General features: G+C 61.6%; 17 protein-coding genes. 2 read left to right on the top strand and 15 right to left on the bottom strand.

Going from position 1 to position 17310, the window contains the following annotated elements; translation table 11 throughout:
* Nucleotides 1–18: 18 nt before the first annotated feature.
* From N0P34_RS10650 to N0P34_RS10695, 10 genes are all read right to left on the bottom strand, one after another.
* A complete protein-coding gene (locus tag N0P34_RS10650; protein WP_275603226.1) occupies nt 19–1056 on the bottom strand; it encodes a sn-glycerol-3-phosphate import ATP-binding protein UgpC in 1038 nt (345 codons plus the stop codon).
* Between the two features lie 3 nt (nt 1057–1059).
* Nucleotides 1060–1908, bottom strand: a complete 849-nt coding sequence (ugpE, locus tag N0P34_RS10655) for a sn-glycerol-3-phosphate ABC transporter permease UgpE (protein ID WP_275603227.1) — start codon at nt 1906–1908, stop codon at nt 1060–1062.
* A gap of 14 nt (nt 1909–1922) precedes the next feature.
* Entirely contained in the window at nt 1923–2807 is an 885-nt protein-coding gene (gene ugpA, locus N0P34_RS10660; RefSeq protein WP_275603228.1) for a sn-glycerol-3-phosphate ABC transporter permease UgpA, read from the bottom strand.
* A gap of 100 nt (nt 2808–2907) precedes the next feature.
* Entirely contained in the window at nt 2908–4233 is a 1326-nt protein-coding gene (gene ugpB, locus N0P34_RS10665) for a sn-glycerol-3-phosphate ABC transporter substrate-binding protein UgpB (RefSeq protein WP_275603229.1), read from the bottom strand.
* 739 nt (nt 4234–4972) lie between these two features.
* On the bottom strand, nt 4973–5401 hold the full coding sequence (trxC, locus tag N0P34_RS10670) for a thioredoxin TrxC (protein ID WP_275603230.1): 429 nt from the start codon (nt 5399–5401) through the stop codon (nt 4973–4975).
* Nucleotides 5402–5413: 12 nt separating this feature from the next.
* On the bottom strand, nt 5414–7189 hold the full coding sequence (sulP, locus tag N0P34_RS10675; protein WP_275603231.1) for a sulfate permease: 1776 nt from the start codon (nt 7187–7189) through the stop codon (nt 5414–5416).
* 58 nt (nt 7190–7247) lie between these two features.
* Entirely contained in the window at nt 7248–7574 is a 327-nt protein-coding gene (locus N0P34_RS10680; RefSeq protein WP_275603232.1) for a TIGR01244 family sulfur transferase, read from the bottom strand.
* Between the two features lie 76 nt (nt 7575–7650).
* Nucleotides 7651–8544, bottom strand: coding sequence for an MBL fold metallo-hydrolase (locus N0P34_RS10685; protein WP_275603233.1), 894 nt, complete (start codon nt 8542–8544; stop codon nt 7651–7653).
* A 22-nt stretch (nt 8545–8566) separates the two neighbouring features.
* Nucleotides 8567–9007, bottom strand: a complete 441-nt coding sequence (locus tag N0P34_RS10690; RefSeq protein WP_275603234.1) for a YeeE/YedE family protein — start codon at nt 9005–9007, stop codon at nt 8567–8569.
* Complete coding sequence (locus N0P34_RS10695; protein WP_275603235.1) at nt 9007–9435, bottom strand: YeeE/YedE thiosulfate transporter family protein; 429 nt, start codon at nt 9433–9435, stop codon at nt 9007–9009. The genes N0P34_RS10690 and N0P34_RS10695 overlap by 1 nt, the downstream gene beginning before the upstream one ends.
* A 174-nt stretch (nt 9436–9609) precedes the next feature.
* Here N0P34_RS10695 and N0P34_RS10700 point away from each other — a divergent pair, with 174 nt between their 5' ends.
* Nucleotides 9610–9930, top strand: coding sequence for a metalloregulator ArsR/SmtB family transcription factor (locus N0P34_RS10700; protein WP_275603236.1), 321 nt, complete (start codon nt 9610–9612; stop codon nt 9928–9930).
* An 18-nt stretch (nt 9931–9948) separates the two neighbouring features.
* Nucleotides 9949–11814 carry a heavy metal translocating P-type ATPase gene (locus N0P34_RS10705; protein WP_275603237.1) on the top strand — a complete coding sequence of 622 codons (1866 nt, stop codon included), beginning with the start codon at nt 9949–9951 and terminating at the stop codon, nt 11812–11814.
* Nucleotides 11815–12148: 334 nt separating this feature from the next.
* Here the strand turns inward: N0P34_RS10705 and N0P34_RS10710 are convergent, their stop codons facing one another.
* Genes N0P34_RS10710 through N0P34_RS10730 form a run of 5 tightly spaced genes read right to left on the bottom strand, consistent with a single transcriptional unit; the run spans nt 12149 to nt 17292 of the window.
* Nucleotides 12149–13054: a nucleoside hydrolase gene (locus tag N0P34_RS10710; protein WP_275603238.1), complete on the bottom strand. Its 906-nt coding sequence runs from the start codon at nt 13052–13054 to the stop codon at nt 12149–12151.
* Nucleotides 13051–14043, bottom strand: a complete 993-nt coding sequence (locus N0P34_RS10715) for a TIM barrel protein (RefSeq protein WP_275603239.1) — start codon at nt 14041–14043, stop codon at nt 13051–13053. Before N0P34_RS10715 ends, N0P34_RS10710 begins: the two co-directional genes overlap by 4 nt.
* Complete coding sequence (gene glpK / locus N0P34_RS10720; protein ID WP_275603240.1) at nt 14040–15542, bottom strand: glycerol kinase GlpK; 1503 nt, start codon at nt 15540–15542, stop codon at nt 14040–14042. The genes N0P34_RS10715 and glpK overlap by 4 nt, the downstream gene beginning before the upstream one ends.
* The gene (locus N0P34_RS10725) at nt 15539–16498 is read right to left on the bottom strand and encodes a transketolase C-terminal domain-containing protein (RefSeq protein ID WP_275603241.1); all 960 of its coding nucleotides are present in this window, start codon (nt 16496–16498) and stop codon (nt 15539–15541) included. The genes glpK and N0P34_RS10725 overlap by 4 nt, the downstream gene beginning before the upstream one ends.
* Nucleotides 16498–17292, bottom strand: coding sequence for a transketolase (locus tag N0P34_RS10730; RefSeq protein ID WP_275606961.1), 795 nt, complete (start codon nt 17290–17292; stop codon nt 16498–16500). The genes N0P34_RS10725 and N0P34_RS10730 overlap by 1 nt, the downstream gene beginning before the upstream one ends.
* Between the last annotated feature and the right edge of the window lie 18 nt (nt 17293–17310).

Consider the following 17310-nt stretch of genomic DNA (forward strand, 5'->3'; position numbering starts at 1 on the left):
TTCTTCTTGCAATCGCGCCTAGGCATTATCGGTTCGGCGACTGGTTTGCGAGCTAAAGGGATGGAGGCTGGACAGAGGTGCATAGACAGTGAGTTCAGCCGCGTCGGCGATGTCGGGCCGCCCGGGCACGGATAGGACGATTGACTGCCCGGATTGGGCCAGACGCACATGGAGATGGCTTTCGCCGCCAACCGGTTCGAGAAGTTCCACTATTGCCTTGAGGGCGATATGCGCCGCGGCCGGTGCTTCGAGCGTGAAGGCATCGGGCCGGATGCCGACGATGTCCGTGCCGGCGGGCAGGGGACCGACTTGATCGATGGATGAGACCGGGATGAGATTCATCGGCGGCGAGCCAATAAATCCAGCAACGAAGAGTGTCTGGGGACGATCATAGACCTCGGTCGGCGTGCCGATCTGTTCGACCAGGCCCGCATTCATGACGACCAGTCGGTCCGCCAGCGTCATGGCTTCCAATTGGTCGTGGGTGACGTAAAGGCTGGTGGTCTTGAGACGGCGCTGAAGCTTGCGGATTTCGACCCGCATCTGCACGCGCAGCTTGGCGTCGAGGTTGGAGAGCGGCTCGTCGAACAGGAACGCCGCCGGCTCCCGCACGATGGCGCGGCCCATCGCAACGCGCTGGCGCTGGCCCCCCGAGAGCTGGCGCGGCTTGCGGTCGAGCATGGGTCCGATCTCGAGGATATCCGCGGCTTCCTTCACCCGCCTGTCGATTTCCTCGCGCGGGGTACCGCGGTTCTTGAGGCCGTATTCGAGATTTCCGCGAACGGTCATGTGGGGGTAGAGCGCATAGTTCTGGAACACCATGGCGATGTCGCGCTCGGCCGGCTCCGCCTTGACCACGTCTCGACCGCCGATCTCGATGCGACCAGACGTGACGGTTTCAAGGCCGGCAACCATCCGTAGCAGGGTGGACTTGCCACAGCCAGAGGGGCCGACCAGCACGATCAGTTCGCCATCGGCTACGGATAGATTGACGCCTTTGACGGCGGGGATATTGCCATAGTCCTTCTTGAGATCGACCAGATTGATGGTGGCCATGGCTTATTTCTCCGTTTCGACCAGGCCTTTGACGAACAGGCGCTGCATGAAAATGACGACTAGGACTGGGGGCAGCATGGCCAGGATCACGGCAGCCATGACGAGGTGCCAGAGCGGCTCAGTATCGGCGCTGGCGGCCAGGCGTTTGATGCCCATGACCACCGTGTAATAGCGGCTGTCATTGGTGACAAGCAGCGGCCACATGTATTGCACCCAGCCATAGATGAAGAGGATGACGAAGAGCGCCGCGATATTGGTCCGGCTCAGCGGCAGGAGGATATCGCGGAAGAATTTCATAGGGCCCGCACCATCCACCCGGGCCGCTTCCATCAGCTCATCGGGAACGGTGAGGAAAAACTGACGGAAGAGGAAGGTGGCGGTCGCCGAGGCGATCAGCGGCAGGATGAGACCCTGATAGGAGTTCAGCATGCCCAGATCCGCCACGACCTTGAAGGTGGGGATGATACGCACCTCAACCGGGAGCATCAGCGTGATGAAGATGATCCAGAAGGCGAGCAGGCGCAGCGGGAACTTGAAATAGACGATTGCGTAGGCCGAGAGCAGCGAGATGACGATCTTGCCCACGGCGATTGCAATGGCCATGACCAGCGAGTTCAACATCATCACCCAAATCGGCGGCGCGCCGGAACTGGAGAGCCCCTCGTTCCAGATGGTGCTGTAGTTTTCAATCAGATGCGGGCCGGGCAGGAGCGGCACGAGACCGCTGACAAAATTGCCCGGGGCATGGGTGGAGGCGATAAACGCCAGATAGACCGGGAACACCACGATCACGACGCCCGCGATGAGCACGAGGTGCGTGAGGAAGGTCAGGAAGGGTCTGTTTTCAACCATTTTGCTTCAGCCCTTCAATACTGGACCCTGCGTTCCACGAAGCGGAACTGCACGACGGTAAGCGCGATCACGATCAGCATCAGGATGACGGACTGTGCGGCGGACGAGCCGATGTTCAGGTTGAGCACGCCGTCGGTATAGACCTTGTAGACAAGGATATTGGTCGCCTGAGCCGGGCCGCCCATGGTCGTCGCATCGACCAGACCGAAGGTGTCGAACATGGCGTAGTTGATGTTGATGATCAGGAGGAAGAATGTCGTCGGGGAGATGAGCGGGAAGACGATGGTCCAGAACCGCTTGAACGGACCTGCGCCATCGATGGCGGCGGCTTCGTTGAGCGATTGCGGCACGGACTGCAACCCGGCGACGAAAAAGAGGAAATTGTACGAGATTTGCTTCCAGGCGGCGGCGATGACGATGAGCGTCATCGCCTGATTGCCATCGATGCGGTGGTTCCAGCTGACGCCCATGCCGCGCAGAATGTAGGGCGCGATACCGATGGATGGATTGAAGATAAACCACCAGAGAATGCCGACGACAACCGGCGCGACCGCGTAGGGCCAGACCAGCAGTGTTGTATAGATCTTGCCCGAGCGCAGCAGGCGATTGACCGCAACAGCCAGCAGTAGGGACACGGCCATGGAGAGCAGTGTCACCGAGATCGCGAAAATTGCCGTTCGCCCGAGAGAGCTCAGATAATTGGGATCGGCAAAGATGCGCCGATAATTGTCGAACCAGATGAATGTTGTCCGAAAGCCAAAGGGATCCTCGCGCTCAAACGAGGATTTCAGCGCCTGTATTGCTGGCCAGATAAAGAAAATCAGCGTGACAGCCAGCTGAGGTGCCAGCAATAGGTAAGGCAGCAGCTTGTTCGGAAATATGGTGCGTTTGCTCTGCATGGGTCCTCGCACGGCGCCGCATGACGGGCCGCGCGCGAAGGCGCTGCCCATCATTCGAGCTGAAAAGGGGCCAGATTGCTCTGGCCCCCTGATAACCGGATTACTGGTTGGTCGCTTCAAACTCGCGCAGGATCTCGTTGCCACGGGCAACGGCGGAATCCAGCGCTTCCTGGGCGGTCTTCTGACCAGCAAGCATGGCCTCGAACTCTTCGTCGACCAGGGTACGGATCTGGCTCAGATTACCGAAGCGGACGCCCTTGGAGTTCGCTGTCGGAGTGCCCCGGGTGATCTGCTCGATGGCCACGGAGGAACCCGGATTGGCGTCGTAATATCCCTGTTCCTTGCCGAGCTCATAGGCTGCATTGGTAATCGGCAGGTAGCCGGTGAACTGGTGCCAATCGGCCTGAACCTCCGGCTGGCTGAGATAGGTGAAGAACTCGGCAACGCCCTTATAGACGTCGTCGCTCTTGCCGTTCAGAACCCAGAGCGTGGCGCCGCCGATAATCGAGTTCTTGGGCTCTGCGATTACGTCGTCATAATAGGGCAGGGGCGCGAAGCCGACTTCGAAGTCCTTGGAGTTGGCAATGACGCCAGCGCGCGAACCCGAGGAATTCATATAGACGGCGCATTCACCGGAGTAGAACTTCGGCGGAGCGTCTGGGCCGCCGACCGGGCCGCCATACTGATAGAGGCCGGAATCGGACCACTTCTTGAGGTTTTCCCAGTGCTTGACCTGGACCGGGCCATTGAAGGTGAACTCGGTGCCAAGACCGCCGAAGCCGTTTTCCAGCGTGCCGAACTGCTGGTCATGGATGGCGGAGAGGTTCTCGGTCTGGATCCAGGTGATCCAGGCTGAGCTCAGGCCGCACTTGGCAGCGCCGCTGTCCACGATGGTCTGCATCGCGGTTTCGAGCTCTGCCCAGGTCTTCGGCGGGGTTTCCGGATCAAGGCCGGCCTTCGCGAAGGCGTCCTTGTTGTAGTACATGATCGGAGTGGACGAATTGAACGGCAGCGAGAGGATGTTGCCCTCGGTGTCGGAATAATAGCCCACGACCGGCGCGAGGAATGCAGACGGGTCCCAGGGCTGACCATTTTCGGTCATCAGTTCGTAAACCGGCTTCACGGCGCCCTTGGCGGCCATCATCGTGCCGGTCCCAACTTCGAACACCTGCACGATGGCTGGCTGTTCATTGGCGCGGAACGCTGCAATCGCAGCCGTCAGCGTTTCGGGATAGCTTCCCTTGTAGGTCGTCACAACCTTGTAGTTGGACTGACTGTCGTTGAAACCCTGGGCGATTGACTCTAGCTTCTTGCCAAGTTCGGCGTCGAGCGCGTGCCACCAGCTGATTTCAGTCTGAGCCGACGCCGGGCTTGCAGCAAGCACGGCAGCCATACCCGCAGACAGCAGCATAACCTTCTTAAACATGCTCTCTCCCTTAGTATTCAGCTGGGACCTCCTCGCCCCGAGCTTGGTGCCATATGACAACATGGAATCATCCTTTGCAAACCAGAAATGTTCATATGAACATTGGTCGTGTGCGATTGAACCGCCCTTTGGTGGCCCGCTGTGCTGGTAAGTCAGGACAATAACAGTCGTGTGACACTGGGATTTTATGTGGGGTCGCCAGTGTGGATTTGGCCCATTGCAACAGTTCAGTTCATCTGAACATCAGGCGGGACGCGTGGAGTTGGATCTAGACCGCATGGACCTCGACGTGGAGCCCGTCGAACGGGAGAAGGATGTCTCTCCGAGCGTCGGCTGTTGAAGGCTCGATGGGGGTAGGAGCTTCGTCGTCAAGGATTGAGTCCGATCCGTTACTGGTTAGCCGCGTCCCAAAATCCCTCTTAAGAGGGCACCCGAGGCACAATGTGGTTTCGCTGTAAAACCTGCCTCTGAGCCTGATTCTCGCATGTCGATGCCGCATTGGCGCAATTTGGCAGAGCTGAAGACCTACTGAGCGGCCGCAGTGTCGGTGTCCTCGCCCAAATCTGATGAACGCTTAAGGCGCCGACGACTTTCTTTCGGTACCCGCGAAAAAGGCAGACGCACACGCAGAATAGCAGCCGGTGTTGGGAAGGACATCGGTGGCCAACCCTATCTCCGTAGCGTCGTCACCAGCCAACATCACTACCTTGGGATCGCCAGCGGCCCAACCGGCCTTCGATCACCGTGCAGCGCTTTGCGCCCAATTGAGGATGTCGGCGCTGGACATGGCGCCTGAGACGCGGGCGACTTCTTTTCCGGAGCGGAAGAGGATCATGGTGGGGATGCCGCGAATGCCGAGGCGCCCCGCCAGATCCTGGTTCTCATCCGAATTGAGTTTGACGAAGCGCATGGCGGGCTCCGCCGCGCGCGCCGCCGCCTCGAATTGCGGTCCCATCACACGGCATGGGCCGCACCAGGGCGCCCAGACATCAACGAGGACGGGAATGTCGGACTTGGCAATCTGCTTTTCGAGCATGGGCGCTGCGAGATCGGTGGGATGACCGTCAAAGAGCGCAGCACTACACTTGCCGCATTTCCCCTGGTCGGCGGACTGACCCTCGGCGATGCGGTTGGTCGCGTTGCATTTCGTGCAGACCACATGGGCCATCGTTGTTGTCTCCTATTGTCGCGTCGTCGCTTCCAGCACCCGATCCTGGCAGTCACCGCTCCCGGAGGGGACGAGGTCTCGCTGCGCCAGGATCGAACGGATGGCGCCGTGTTGGCTGAGATGCACTTGTCCGGAGAGATGTTCAAGGAACTCCGTGCCCGCCAGCTTGTCCATCACCGGGCCCTTGACCTCCGAGAGGTGGAGGCGGATGCCGAGATCCCTCAGACGATGTTCGACGGCTTCGAGGCTTTCGAGCGCCGACATGTCGATGAAATTGACGGCAGAGCACATCAGCACCACGTCCTTGAGACCAGGATTTTCCGTCGCGAGGCCGGTGACGAGATCTTCGAGATAGCGCGCATTGGCGAAGTAGAGACTTTCGTCGATGCGGAGGGAAAGGATGTCAGGGACGATCTCCACCTTGTGGCGCTTGATATTTCGGAAGTGCTCGGTTCCGGGCACCTGTCCCACCACGGCCGCATGCGGCTTGGAGGACCGATAGAGGAAAATGAGGATCGAGGCGGCAACGCCAAGCGCAATCCCGACCTCGACACCGAAGAGCAATGTGCCGACCAGCGTGATGGCCACGGCGGCAAAATCCGCCTTGGAATAGGCCCAGGCGCGCTTGAGCACCGAGAAGTCGACAAGGGTCAGAACGGCGAGCACGATGGTGGCGGCCAGCGTCGCCTTAGGCAGGACGGCGAGGAACGGCGTCAGCAACAGCGTCGCGCCGGCAATACCGATGGCGGTGAAGGCACCTGCCGCGGGGGTCGCAGCGCCAGCATCAAAATTGACCACGGAGCGGGCAAAGCCACCGGTGACCGGATAGCCGCCGCCAATGCCGGCCGCGATATTAGACATGCCGAGGCCGATCAATTCCTGATTGGGCTCGATCCGCTCGCGACGCTTGGCAGCCAGGGTCTGGGCAACCGAGATGGATTCGACAAAGCCGACAATCGAGATAATCAGCGCCGGCATGAGCAGTTGCTGGACGGTGTCGAGGTTGAAACTCGGCAGGGACAGCATAGGCAGGCCCTGCGGCACGTCACCGACCAGGGCGACACCCTTGCTGCCCAGATCAAAGGCGACCGAGAGCGCCATGGTGAGGAAGACGACCAGCACCGGGCCGGCGCGCACGATGATTGTGGCGATGCTCTTGGGTACACCAAAGCGGGTGAGCCAGTTCTTGAGGTCGAGGCGGATCCACAGCAGGAGACCAAGCGCCAGCCCACCGATCAAGAGCGTATAGATGTTGATCGAGCTCAGATTTTCCCAGATCGAGGCCAATAGGCCCGGCAGGGCGTGGCCTTCGGTGCTGATGCCCAGGAGACCGCCCAGCTGGCTCATGGCGATGATGAGGCCAGAGGCGGTAATGAAGCCGGAGATCACCGGGTGCGACAGGAAATTGGCGAGAAAGCCGAGCCGCAACAGGCCCATGAGCGTCAACATGGCGCCCGAAATCAGGGCCAGGATAATGGCGGCACTGGCATAGTCGGCGGTGCCTTCCATTGCCAATTTGCCCACGGCGCTGGCCGTCATCAGGGAGATGACGGCAACCGGCCCGACCGCCAGCGCCGACGAGGTGCCGAAGATGGCATAGGCAATGAGCGGCAGGATGGAGGCGTATAGACCCACTTCCGGTGGTAGCCCCGCCAGCAGAGCGTAAGCCAGCGACTGCGGGATCAGCATGATGGTCACGATCACCGCGGCCACGAGGTCACTGGTCAAGCTCTGACGGTTATAGCGTCTGCCCCAATCGAGGATGGGCAGATAGGACCCGAGGCGCACGGCAAGTCTCCGGAAGAGGTGGGGAGCCGGCCCGGAGGCAGGCGAAATTCAGGCTGGCTCAGACGTCGAGAGTAGCGAACAGGCTGCCGGCGCGACCGCCGGAGCGGCAGTAGCCAAGCATGGGCTTGGGGCTGTCTTCCCAGGCCTGATGGAAGCGGATGATCTGGCCTTCACCACGCATGCCCGAGACCGGGATATGGATGGCCACGAGACCCTCAGCCTTGGCGGCGGCTTCAATCGCCGCGAAATCCGGCTGGCCGGCATCTTCATTGTCCGGGCGGGCGCAGATGATCGACTTGAAGCCCGCGGCGGCGATCTCCTTGACCTGTTCCGGCGTGATCTGGGCGGTGGCGGAGAAGTCGGGGCTGAGTTGACGGATATTCATTTGATGTTGTCCTGACGCATGAGGAAAAGGGGGCTCCTCCGCCGAAGCGGAGGAGGAAACGGGCTGCGAAGGGGCATCACAGACCGTTGATGGGAACCTTGAGGAAGGTCTTGCCGTCCTCGTCCTTGGGCGGAAGCTGGCCGGCGCGCATGTTGACCTGCAGCGACGGAATGATCAGCTTGGGCATGGAGAGAGTGGCGTCGCGCGCTTCACGCATGGCGACGAAACTGTCTTCGTCCGTGCCCTTGCCGACATGGATATTGTGCTCGATCTCGTCGCCGACTGTGGTTTCCCACTGGATGTCGCGGCCATTGGGCCCGTAGTCGTGGCACATGAAGAGACGCATTTCGCGCGGCAGCGCCAGGACGCGCTGGATCGAGCGATAAAGCGTGCGCGCGTCGCCGCCCGGGAAGTCGGCACGGGCCGAGCCGCCATCGGGCATGAACAGGGTGTCACCGACGAAAGAGGCGTCGCCGATCGTGTGCGTCATGCAGGCCGGGGTGTGGCCAGGCGTATGCATCACATGGGCCGTCATGCCGCCGATATGGTAGCTGTCGCCGTCCCTGAACAGGCGGTCGAACTGGCTGCCATCGCGCTGGAACTCGGTGCCTTCGTTGAAAATCTTGCCGAAGGTTTCCTGCACAATGACGATGTTCTCGCCGATGCCGAGCTTGCCGCCCAACTTGGACTGGATATACGGCGCGGACGAGAGGTGATCCGCGTGGACATGGGTTTCGATCAGCCATTCGAGCTTGAGGGCCTGCTCTGTGATGAAGGCGATGATCTTGTCCGCTCCATCATAGGTGATGCGGCCAGCGGCGTAGTCGATGTCCATGACCGAGTCGATAACGGCGCAGGACGATGAGTTCGGATCCTTGACGACGTAGGAGATCGTGTTGGTCGGCGCGTCGAAGAACGCGGTCACTTCCGGCCGGAGAGTCAGGTCGGGGGTGAAGGGAATGGTGGTCATTTCTAGAACTCCTCGGTGAGGGTCAGGCTGTCTGGGTAACGCGCTGCTGGGCGAAACGGCGCAAAGTGCGAGCGGTCAGAATTCCTGCGATCATGGCGGCCACAAAGGCCCAGGCAGAGACATCACCCAAGCCCAGGGCGGGAATGGCGCCGCCGGGGCAGAAGCCGGCAATGCCCCAGCCGATACCGAACACGGCCGAGCCCCCGATCAGCGGAACGTCCAGCTTGCGTTTGGTCGGGAAGTGGAATTGCTGGTCGAGCACGGGTTGCTCCCGGCGCAAGACGAAGCGGTAACCAGTGGCAGTGACGGTCAGCGCCGAACCCATGACCAGAAGCAGGGACGGATCCCAGCTGCCGGCAATGTCGAAGAAGTTCAGCACCTTGGCGGGATTGATCATGCCGGAGATGGCGATACCCGCGCCGAAGATGAGGCCGAAGAGGCCAGCAAGGATGTTACGCTGCATCAGAAGCCTCCGAGGGTGTGACGAATGACAAAGACGGTGGCGACGGCGGCGACCATGAAGGTAGCGGTAGCGGCTATCGAGCGGCCGGAAAGACGGGAAATGCCGCAAACTCCATGACCAGAGGTGCAGCCGGAGGCAAAGAACACACCGATGCCGGCGAGCACACCACCAATCATCACCCACATCACCGGCACGGGCGAGGCGAAGGACACCTCAAAGCCGGACACGAGCGGGATCAAGATTGGCGCAACAACGGCGCCAAGCAGGAAGGCGGCGCGCCAGCCCCAATCCTTGGTCACGGGCGGCAGAACACCGGTCAGGATGCCGGTCATGCCGGCAATGCGGCCATGGAACGCCATAAGCAGCACAGAAGCGAGGCCGATCAGGCTTCCGCCAATCAGCGCTGGGATGGGGGTGAATTCTGTCATCGATACGGATCTCAGCAGCAGGTAACAAAAGTCGAATTGCGATTTCGGCGCTCTCGGCGGTCACGTTTCGAAGGCGTTTGAACCTTCTTGAAAACGGGGCCAAAACACGCGATAAGCGTTTAGTCGAAAATTCGTATATACGAGCTTGCTAATATGTTCAAGATGGATTTGTCAATGATGGAGGAGAATGCCGAAAGGGCATCTCAGCTGCTGACAGCCATGTCCAATCCCAAGCGCCTGATGATCCTGTGCAATCTGCTCGACCGAGAAATGAGCGTCAACGAGATCGCTGAACATGTGGAGCTGGCACAATCGCCTCTCTCCCAGCATCTTTCCAAGCTGCGTGCATGGGGCTTTGTTCGGACACGGCGCGATGGCCAGCAGATTCACTATAGCCTTGCGTCGGACGAAGTGCGGGAAATACTCAAGACGCTCTATAGTCTCTATTGCGTCCCGGGCATGATCTCTGGGTCTGATTCTTCGGCTCGAAAATAGTTTACTGGAACGGTCGACATGCCCAACCAGATGCAGGACCGGATGAACACTTCGCTGCTTGGCGTTGCGCTGGCAGGATTAAGCGGTGGCCTCCTCGCGCTCGTGCTCGACCACTCGGAACTCGCTACGGTTATCTGGATTGTCGGGGTGGTGCCGGTTCTTCTCGCTCTGGTCGTCGAGATTGTCCGCAGCCTTGCCCGGGGAGAAGTTGGCCTCGACATCGTGGCGGCCCTGTCCATGTCGGCCGCCCTCCTTTTCGGGGAAACGCTCGCTGCTGCAGTTGTCGCTCTGATGTATTCGGGTGGCACCTTCCTCGAAAGCTTTGCGGAGGGGCGGGCCAGGAGAGCGATGAGCGATCTGCTCTCACGAGTGCCGCGGACAGCCACCCGATACAGGAATGGTGGTCTTGAAGACGTCGAACTCGACGAGATCGATGTCGGCGATCTTCTGCTGATCCGGCAGGGTGACGTGGCTCCGGTCGACGGCGTGCTGCAGAGCGTCGGTGCGATGCTGGATCAGTCGGCACTGACTGGCGAGTCCCTGCCTGTTCGTCTTGCGCGCGGACAGGATGTGATGAGCGGATCGACCAATGCGGGCGATAGTTTCGACCTCAGGGCCACGCAGAAGGCAGCCGAGAGCACCTATGCCGGCATTGTCCGTCTCGTCGAGGAGGCGCAGGCATCCAAAGCCCCTATGGCCCGGCTGGCCGACCGCTACTCTCTGCTTTTTCTCGTCGTAACTATTGTGCTTGCGGGGGCGGCCTGGCTGTTCACCGGAGACCCCATTCGAGCGGTTGCTGTCCTCGTTGTCGCGACGCCTTGCCCTCTGATCCTGGCGGTGCCCGTTGCCCTCGTGGCCGGCATCTCGCGGGCGGCCCATTTCGGGGTGCTGATCAAAGGGGCAAAGCCGCTTGAGGCGCTGGCGCGGGTCAAGAGCCTGGTGCTCGACAAGACCGGCACTCTGACCGATGGGCGTCCGAAGATCGCGCGAATAGAAACCCTGACTGTCCTTGATCCGGACAATATCCTTCGGCTGGCAGCTTCGCTCGAGCAGGCATCCAAACATCCGATGGCGCGGGCGCTCGTGCAGGCTGCGCACGAGCGGGGACTGGTGCTCGCTGTGCCCACCAACGTGACAGAATTACCCGGCGAGGGCCTCACAGGCCTGGTAGAGGGGAGACTGATAGCGGCCGGCGGCGCAGGATTTGTCGCCCAGCAAACCGGCGCAGTGGCCGCTGAAACCCAAATTCTCGCCGCCGGTAGCGCATTGGTAGCTGTTGCCATCGATGGACAGCTGGTGGGTCATATCATTATGGCGGACGCATTGCGTTCGGGCACAGGGGAACTCCTGGCAGGGCTGCGCGGGCTTGGGGTGCAGCGCATCCAGTTGGCAACAGGCGACCGCAAGGCCGTGGCAGACGAGATCACAGCAGGGCTGGATCTTGATGCCGTCCGTTCCGACCTGACGCCCCAACAGAAAGTCGCTCTGGTTGCGGCAGAGCACGCGCATGGTCCGGTGATGATGGTGGGAGACGGTGTCAACGACGCTCCTGCTCTCGCGGTGGCTGATGTCGGCGTGGCGATGGGTGCTCGCGGCGCCGCCGCCTCTGCCGAGGCCGCCGATGTCGTGCTGCTGGTCGATCATCTCGACCGGCTCTTGCCTGGTATCGAGATCGCCCAACGCGCCCGAGGCATCGCACTCCAGAGCGTCGCCGTAGGGATTGGCCTGTCCGTGGCCGGCATGATTGCCGCGGCTTATGGTTATCTGACGCCGGTTCAGGGTGCCCTCATTCAGGAGGCAATCGACGTGGCAGTCATCTTGAATGCTCTGCGAGCGCTCAATATCCGCCCACGAAAGTCGGTAGCTTCTGCTGCGACGGCCTGATGCCTTTCAGCGACGCCGCTTAGTCGATACCGCGAGGATCACTCTAACGGCGATCTCAGCCCGCAACATGAGAAAGACCAGCGAGACCGTGTAGGGGTTCGACCTCGCGGGTCATGGAGCGCTTCGCCGAGGGCTAAAAGCGTTCCGACGGAATCCTCAGCGTTAGTTTTTAGTGGCCTATGAGCGGCCAATATACTGTCATTGACGGCGGAAAACGATGATGGGGGGCGCGGTACGCTTGCCGCGCCCTCGAGTGGCCGCTTTGCATGAGGCTTAAGCGCCGCCGGGACACTGGTGGACTGACAAGTCCTGCTAGGCGCTTAGGAACATGCTCCTATCCGAAATTGGCCAGATCCTGCACGCCGCGGTGGAAGCGGGCGAGCTTGGCGTAAAAATCTTCGAGAATGTAGCGGATGTCGATCGAGTCATAGACCTTGATCGGACGGTTCTGCCCATTGTGTATGTAATGCATGTGCGGGCTGAACTCGGGAGCAGGGCGCCACTCGTAGGTGCCGCCCATCGGGTTGAGGATCACCGACAGCGATGGTGTATCGCCGAGCGAACGGTGCTCGATCGGGCCCTGATGGACGCGAAGGTTCCAGTCGATCAGCTGGTCTACGAGATATTTGCCGATCGGGCCCTTGTCCTCGCAGCGCTCCTGCAATTCGGCATAGCTCACCGACATCATACGATAGACGGTGGACGGGATCTGCCAGACCTGAACGTTTGAGCGCATCACCACATTGGCGGCGGCAATGTCGTTCATCAGGTTGAATTCGCGACCGCCCGAGGGCCAGACGCCGCCGCCGATCCAGACGCAGATAACATTGCGCTCGTTGAGCCGAGGCTCCATCAGAATGGCCGAGGCCATGTCGGTCAGCGGGCCGAGGAAGGCAACATAGAGCGGACGGTCGTCGTCCTTCATCGCCTCGTCGATGATCATCTGGGCGCCGGGCGAGGGCACGGCGGTCTGCTCATCCGGCAGGGCTTTTGGTGCGCCATTGGCGACCGGGATGCGGCCTTCGAGGTCCATCAGCTTGAGCAGATGATCGATCTCGACGCGGCTGTCCTCCATTGAGGTCTTCGAGCGGTGATCGCCGAAATGGGCGGCGATGATGCCGTGGAAGTCGAAGGTCGGGGTCAGGAGCGCATGAACGATGGTGAACTGGTCGTCAGCTTCGTTCTTGGCGTCTGTGTTGAGGATCAGACGGGCGCGTTTTTCGCGGGGAAGACTGGTCATTCCTGCTCTCCAAGTGCGCCGAAGAGGGCCTTCTGCGCGATTTTCATGGCGCCGATGGCGTCGTGGCGGCTCTGGGCTTCCTGCAGGGCGTCGAAGTCCAGTCGATCAAGACCCTTTGCGGCGGCCTTGAGGAAATCGATGGCATGGGTCGCGGTGGCGACGCTGTCCTCGCGGAACGGGAACTGGTCGAGCTGCCAGACGCCTTCCCACTTGTTCTTCTTGAGCACGTAGAAGAACTCGAAGAGCTCGAGCGGGTGGAGGCTGCCGGCGACGAGATCGTCGTCCCAAGCGCGATAATTGTCGTTCACGTCCATGCCGAAAAGACGGCCGTGATCGATGGCAAGCTGGGCCGAGTCAGCCGCCGATTCCCCACCCATGATGGCGTGGCCGAAGTCGAGCAGGATGCCGACGTTCGGCAGGCCGATCTTCTCGATGCCCAGAATGGTGCGGGCGACCGAACCAAAGCTCATGCGCACGCGAGGCTCGCGCGGCTTGTATTCGATGACGAATTTGAGGTCCGGATTTTCCGATGCGAGCTGGCCGACGCCGTCGAGCGAACGCTGCCACTGGGTCGAATAATCGACCTGGAAGGGATAGTCCCAGCCGTCCTGGCCGGGCCACAGCTTGACGTAGTCGGCCTTGTGGAAGCGGACCACGTCGCAGGCGGCGGTGATGAGCTCATGCGCCTTGCGGCGGATACCGGCGTCCGGGTTGGTGAACGCGCCCTTGACGAAGTCGCGGGTATAGATTTCCGGCGTAATGCCGATGACCGACAGATTGTTGCGATCGAGCGCCGTCTTGATCTGGGCGTCGGAGAACTCGCCGCCAAAATAGGGCCAGTTGAGATCGACGACCGAAAGGTCCTTCACCTGGCCGGCAATGTCGATAGCCTCGATGATGTTGCGCGGCAGGCCGTAGCCGTCGGTGGCATAGCGGTCGAGGTAAGTGGCAAAGTGCCAGATACCGGCGCCGAAGCGGGGTGTGGTCATGGGGTTCCTCCGGAATTCTGTAGATCGTGTTGGCCGTTTGCCAGCGTCTGCTGAATAGCGGACTGCCAGCGCTGGCGATGGTTTTTGCGCTTGTCGTCGTCCATCGCCGGGAAGAAGTGACCGGCAGCGGGCACGCCGGGCATGGAAATGCCAAGAGACGAGAAGGCGAGGGCGGCGGCGCCCAGGGCGCTCACCTCGGGCGCTGCGGCAACGGCAACCGGGCGGCCCAGAATGTCGGACTGGAACTGCATCAAGAGGCCATTGCGCGAAGCCCCGCCATCGGCGCGCAACTGGCCGAGCGCCTCGCCCATATCGGCTTCCATGGCCGAATAGACGTCCGACACCTGGAAGGCGATGGCTTCGAGGGCGGCCCGTGCCAGATGCGCCGGTTTGGTGCCGAGCGAGAGGCCGGTGATAGTGCCGCGTGCATCGGATCGCCAGTAGGGCGCGCCAAGGCCCACGAGTGCCGGCACAAAGGCCACGCCATTGCTGTCGTCAACGGTTTCGGCCAGTGCCGACAGCGCAGCCGCGTCGGCAAGGCCGAGCAGTTCGGCGGCAAAGGCGGCGGTCTGCCCGGACACCGAAATATTGCCCTCAAGCGCGTGGAACACCGTGCCACCCTGACTCCAGGCTATGGTGCTGGAAATACCATGGCTAGAGCGGACGCGGCTAGGCGTCAGCGCCATAAGCGAGGTGCCGGTGCCATAGGTAGCCTTCACGGTGCCGGGCGTGCGCACGCCATGACCGAAAAGGGCAGCGTGGGAATCGCCGATCATGGCGAGGATGGGCGTGCCGGCGGGCAGGGCGGTCGCGCCCTCGGCCGTTTCGCCAAAGCGCGTGTCGGAGAATTTCACCTCGGCGAGCATGGACTGCGGCACTTCAAAGAGCGCGCAGAGCTCTGCGTCCCAGCTCAGGGTTTCGGTGTTGAAGAGCTGCGTGCGCGAGGCATTCGAATGATCTGTCGCATGCACCGCGCCGCCGGTGAGCGACCACAACAGCCAACTATCCACCGTGCCGACCCTAAGCTCTCCCTCTTCAGCGCGAGCCCGCGCGCCGGGGGTGTTATCGAGCAACCAGGCGATCTTTGCGGCCGGGAAAAGCGGGTCGAGGGCGAGGCCGGTTCTGGCTTCGATGGTCTCGGCATGGCCTTCGGCGCGCAAGGCGTCGCACTTGGGGGCCGAGCGGCGGCATTGCCAGATGATGCAGGGGCCGATCGGTTGGCCGGTTTCGGCGTCCCAGACGACGATGGACTCGCGCTGGTTCGAAATCCCGATACCGACGATCTCGGCATCACCCGCCTTGGCGACGACTTCGGCGATGACCGCTTTCACACCATCCACCAGCGCCGTCGCCGATTGCTCAGCCCAGCCGGGTTGCGGATAGGTGACGATGTTCGGCACCGACGCCTGGTGGTGCACAGTTCCGGCAGCATCGACGAGCAGTGCCTTGGTGTTGGTAGTGCCCTGGTCGATGGCGAGGATGAGGCCGGGAACGGTCATTTCTTGCGGGCGATAGTCTGGCGCACGGCGTCACCAATGCCGGCTTCATTGAGCCCGAAATTGTCGAACAGCCACTCGGCCGAGCCGGTCGGCACGAAGCCGGGGAAGCCGAGAATGCGCATGGGCACTGGATTGGTGGTGCTCACCACTTCGGCAATGGCGCCGCCGAGACCGCCGCGGACGGAGTGCTCTTCGACAGTGACGATGGCGCCGGTGTCGATGGCGGCAGCAATAGCCTCATCATCGAGCGGGTTGACGGTCGACATGTTGGCGACGCGGACCGAAATGCCCTCCGCGGCAAGCGTCTTGGCCGCCGCGACGGCGCGGTGGACGGTGGTGCCGCTCGCGATGATGGTGGCGTCCGAACCCTCAACCAGCGTTTCGGCCTTGCCGATCTCGAATCTTGCCCCGGCGGGACGCTCCAGTGCCGGCACGGCCATGCGGCTGACGCGGACGAACACCGGGCCGTCATGATCGGCGGCGGCCTTGATCGCCTCCGCCGTCTCCCACGGGTCAGCCGGCACGATCAGCTTGAGATTGGTGAAGAGGCGCAGCCAGGCGAGGTCTTCGATCGAATGGTGGGTCGGGCCGAGCTCGCCATAGGCGACGCCGCTCGACTGGCCGATGAGCTTCACATTGACATTGGAATAGGCAATGTCGGCCTTGACCTGTTCCAGCGCGCGGCCGGTGATGAAGCACGAGGCAGCCGAAACGAACGGGATTTTGCCGCCATTGGCGAGACCGGCACCGACAGCCACCAGCGTCTGTTCGGCAATGCCGACATTGACCATGCGCTCTGGGAATTTCTTGCGGAAGCCACCCAGCTTGGACGAGCCGACGCTGTCGCTGACCACGGTGACGATGCGCGGATCGGCTGCGGCCAAGGCCTCGATGGTCGAGGCAAAGCTGTCGCGGCAATCAAAGAGACCGGCTTTTGCAGGGGCAGTAGCGCTCATCAGACCAACTCCGCCATGGCTTGCTCAAACTGTTCCGTGTTGGGCACGCCATGATGCCAGGCGACATTGTCGTGCATGAAGCTGACGCCCTTGCCCTTGAAGGTATTGGCAATGATGCAGAGCGGCTTGCCGCGACCCTTGGGCGAGGCGGAGAGGACATCGAGAAGCGCACCATGGTCGTGACCATCGACGATCTCGACATGCCAGCCGAAGGCGCGCCATTTGTCATCCAGCGGATCGAGCGAGGCGGTGTCCTCGGTGCGCGCACCCTGCTGCAGCCGATTGCGGTCGATGATGAGGGTGAGGTTCTCGAGCTTGCGGTGCGCGGCGGTGAGCGCCGATTCCCAATTGCTGCCTTCCTGCAGCTCGCCGTCGCCGGTGAGCACGAAGGTGCGGAAATCGGCATTGTCGAGCTGGCCGGCAATGGCAATGCCCGTCGCGACCGGCAGACCATGGCCCAGCGGGCCGGTATTGGTCTCGACCCCCGGCAGATAATTGCGGTTGGGATGGCCGTTCAGCCTGGAGAGCGGCTTCATATAGGATTTGAGATCGGCCTCGGGGAAGAAGCCTGCGCGGGCCAAAACGGAATAGAAGGCGCCGGTGCAGTGGCCCTTGCTCATCACGAACCGGTCGCGCGCGGGATCGCGGGGATGCTTCGGATCATGGCGCAGCACGCCGAAATAGAGCGTCGCGAGAATATCGGCGGCGCTGAAATCCCCGCCGGGATGCCCCTGCCGCGCCTCGTACACCATCTGGAAACTGCGGCGGCGAATCCACAGCGCCTGGGCGGCAATTTCTGCGGCTCGATCAGT

It is taken from the genome of Devosia sp. FJ2-5-3 (assembly GCF_029201545.1).
Lineage (GTDB): Bacteria > Pseudomonadota > Alphaproteobacteria > Rhizobiales > Devosiaceae > Devosia.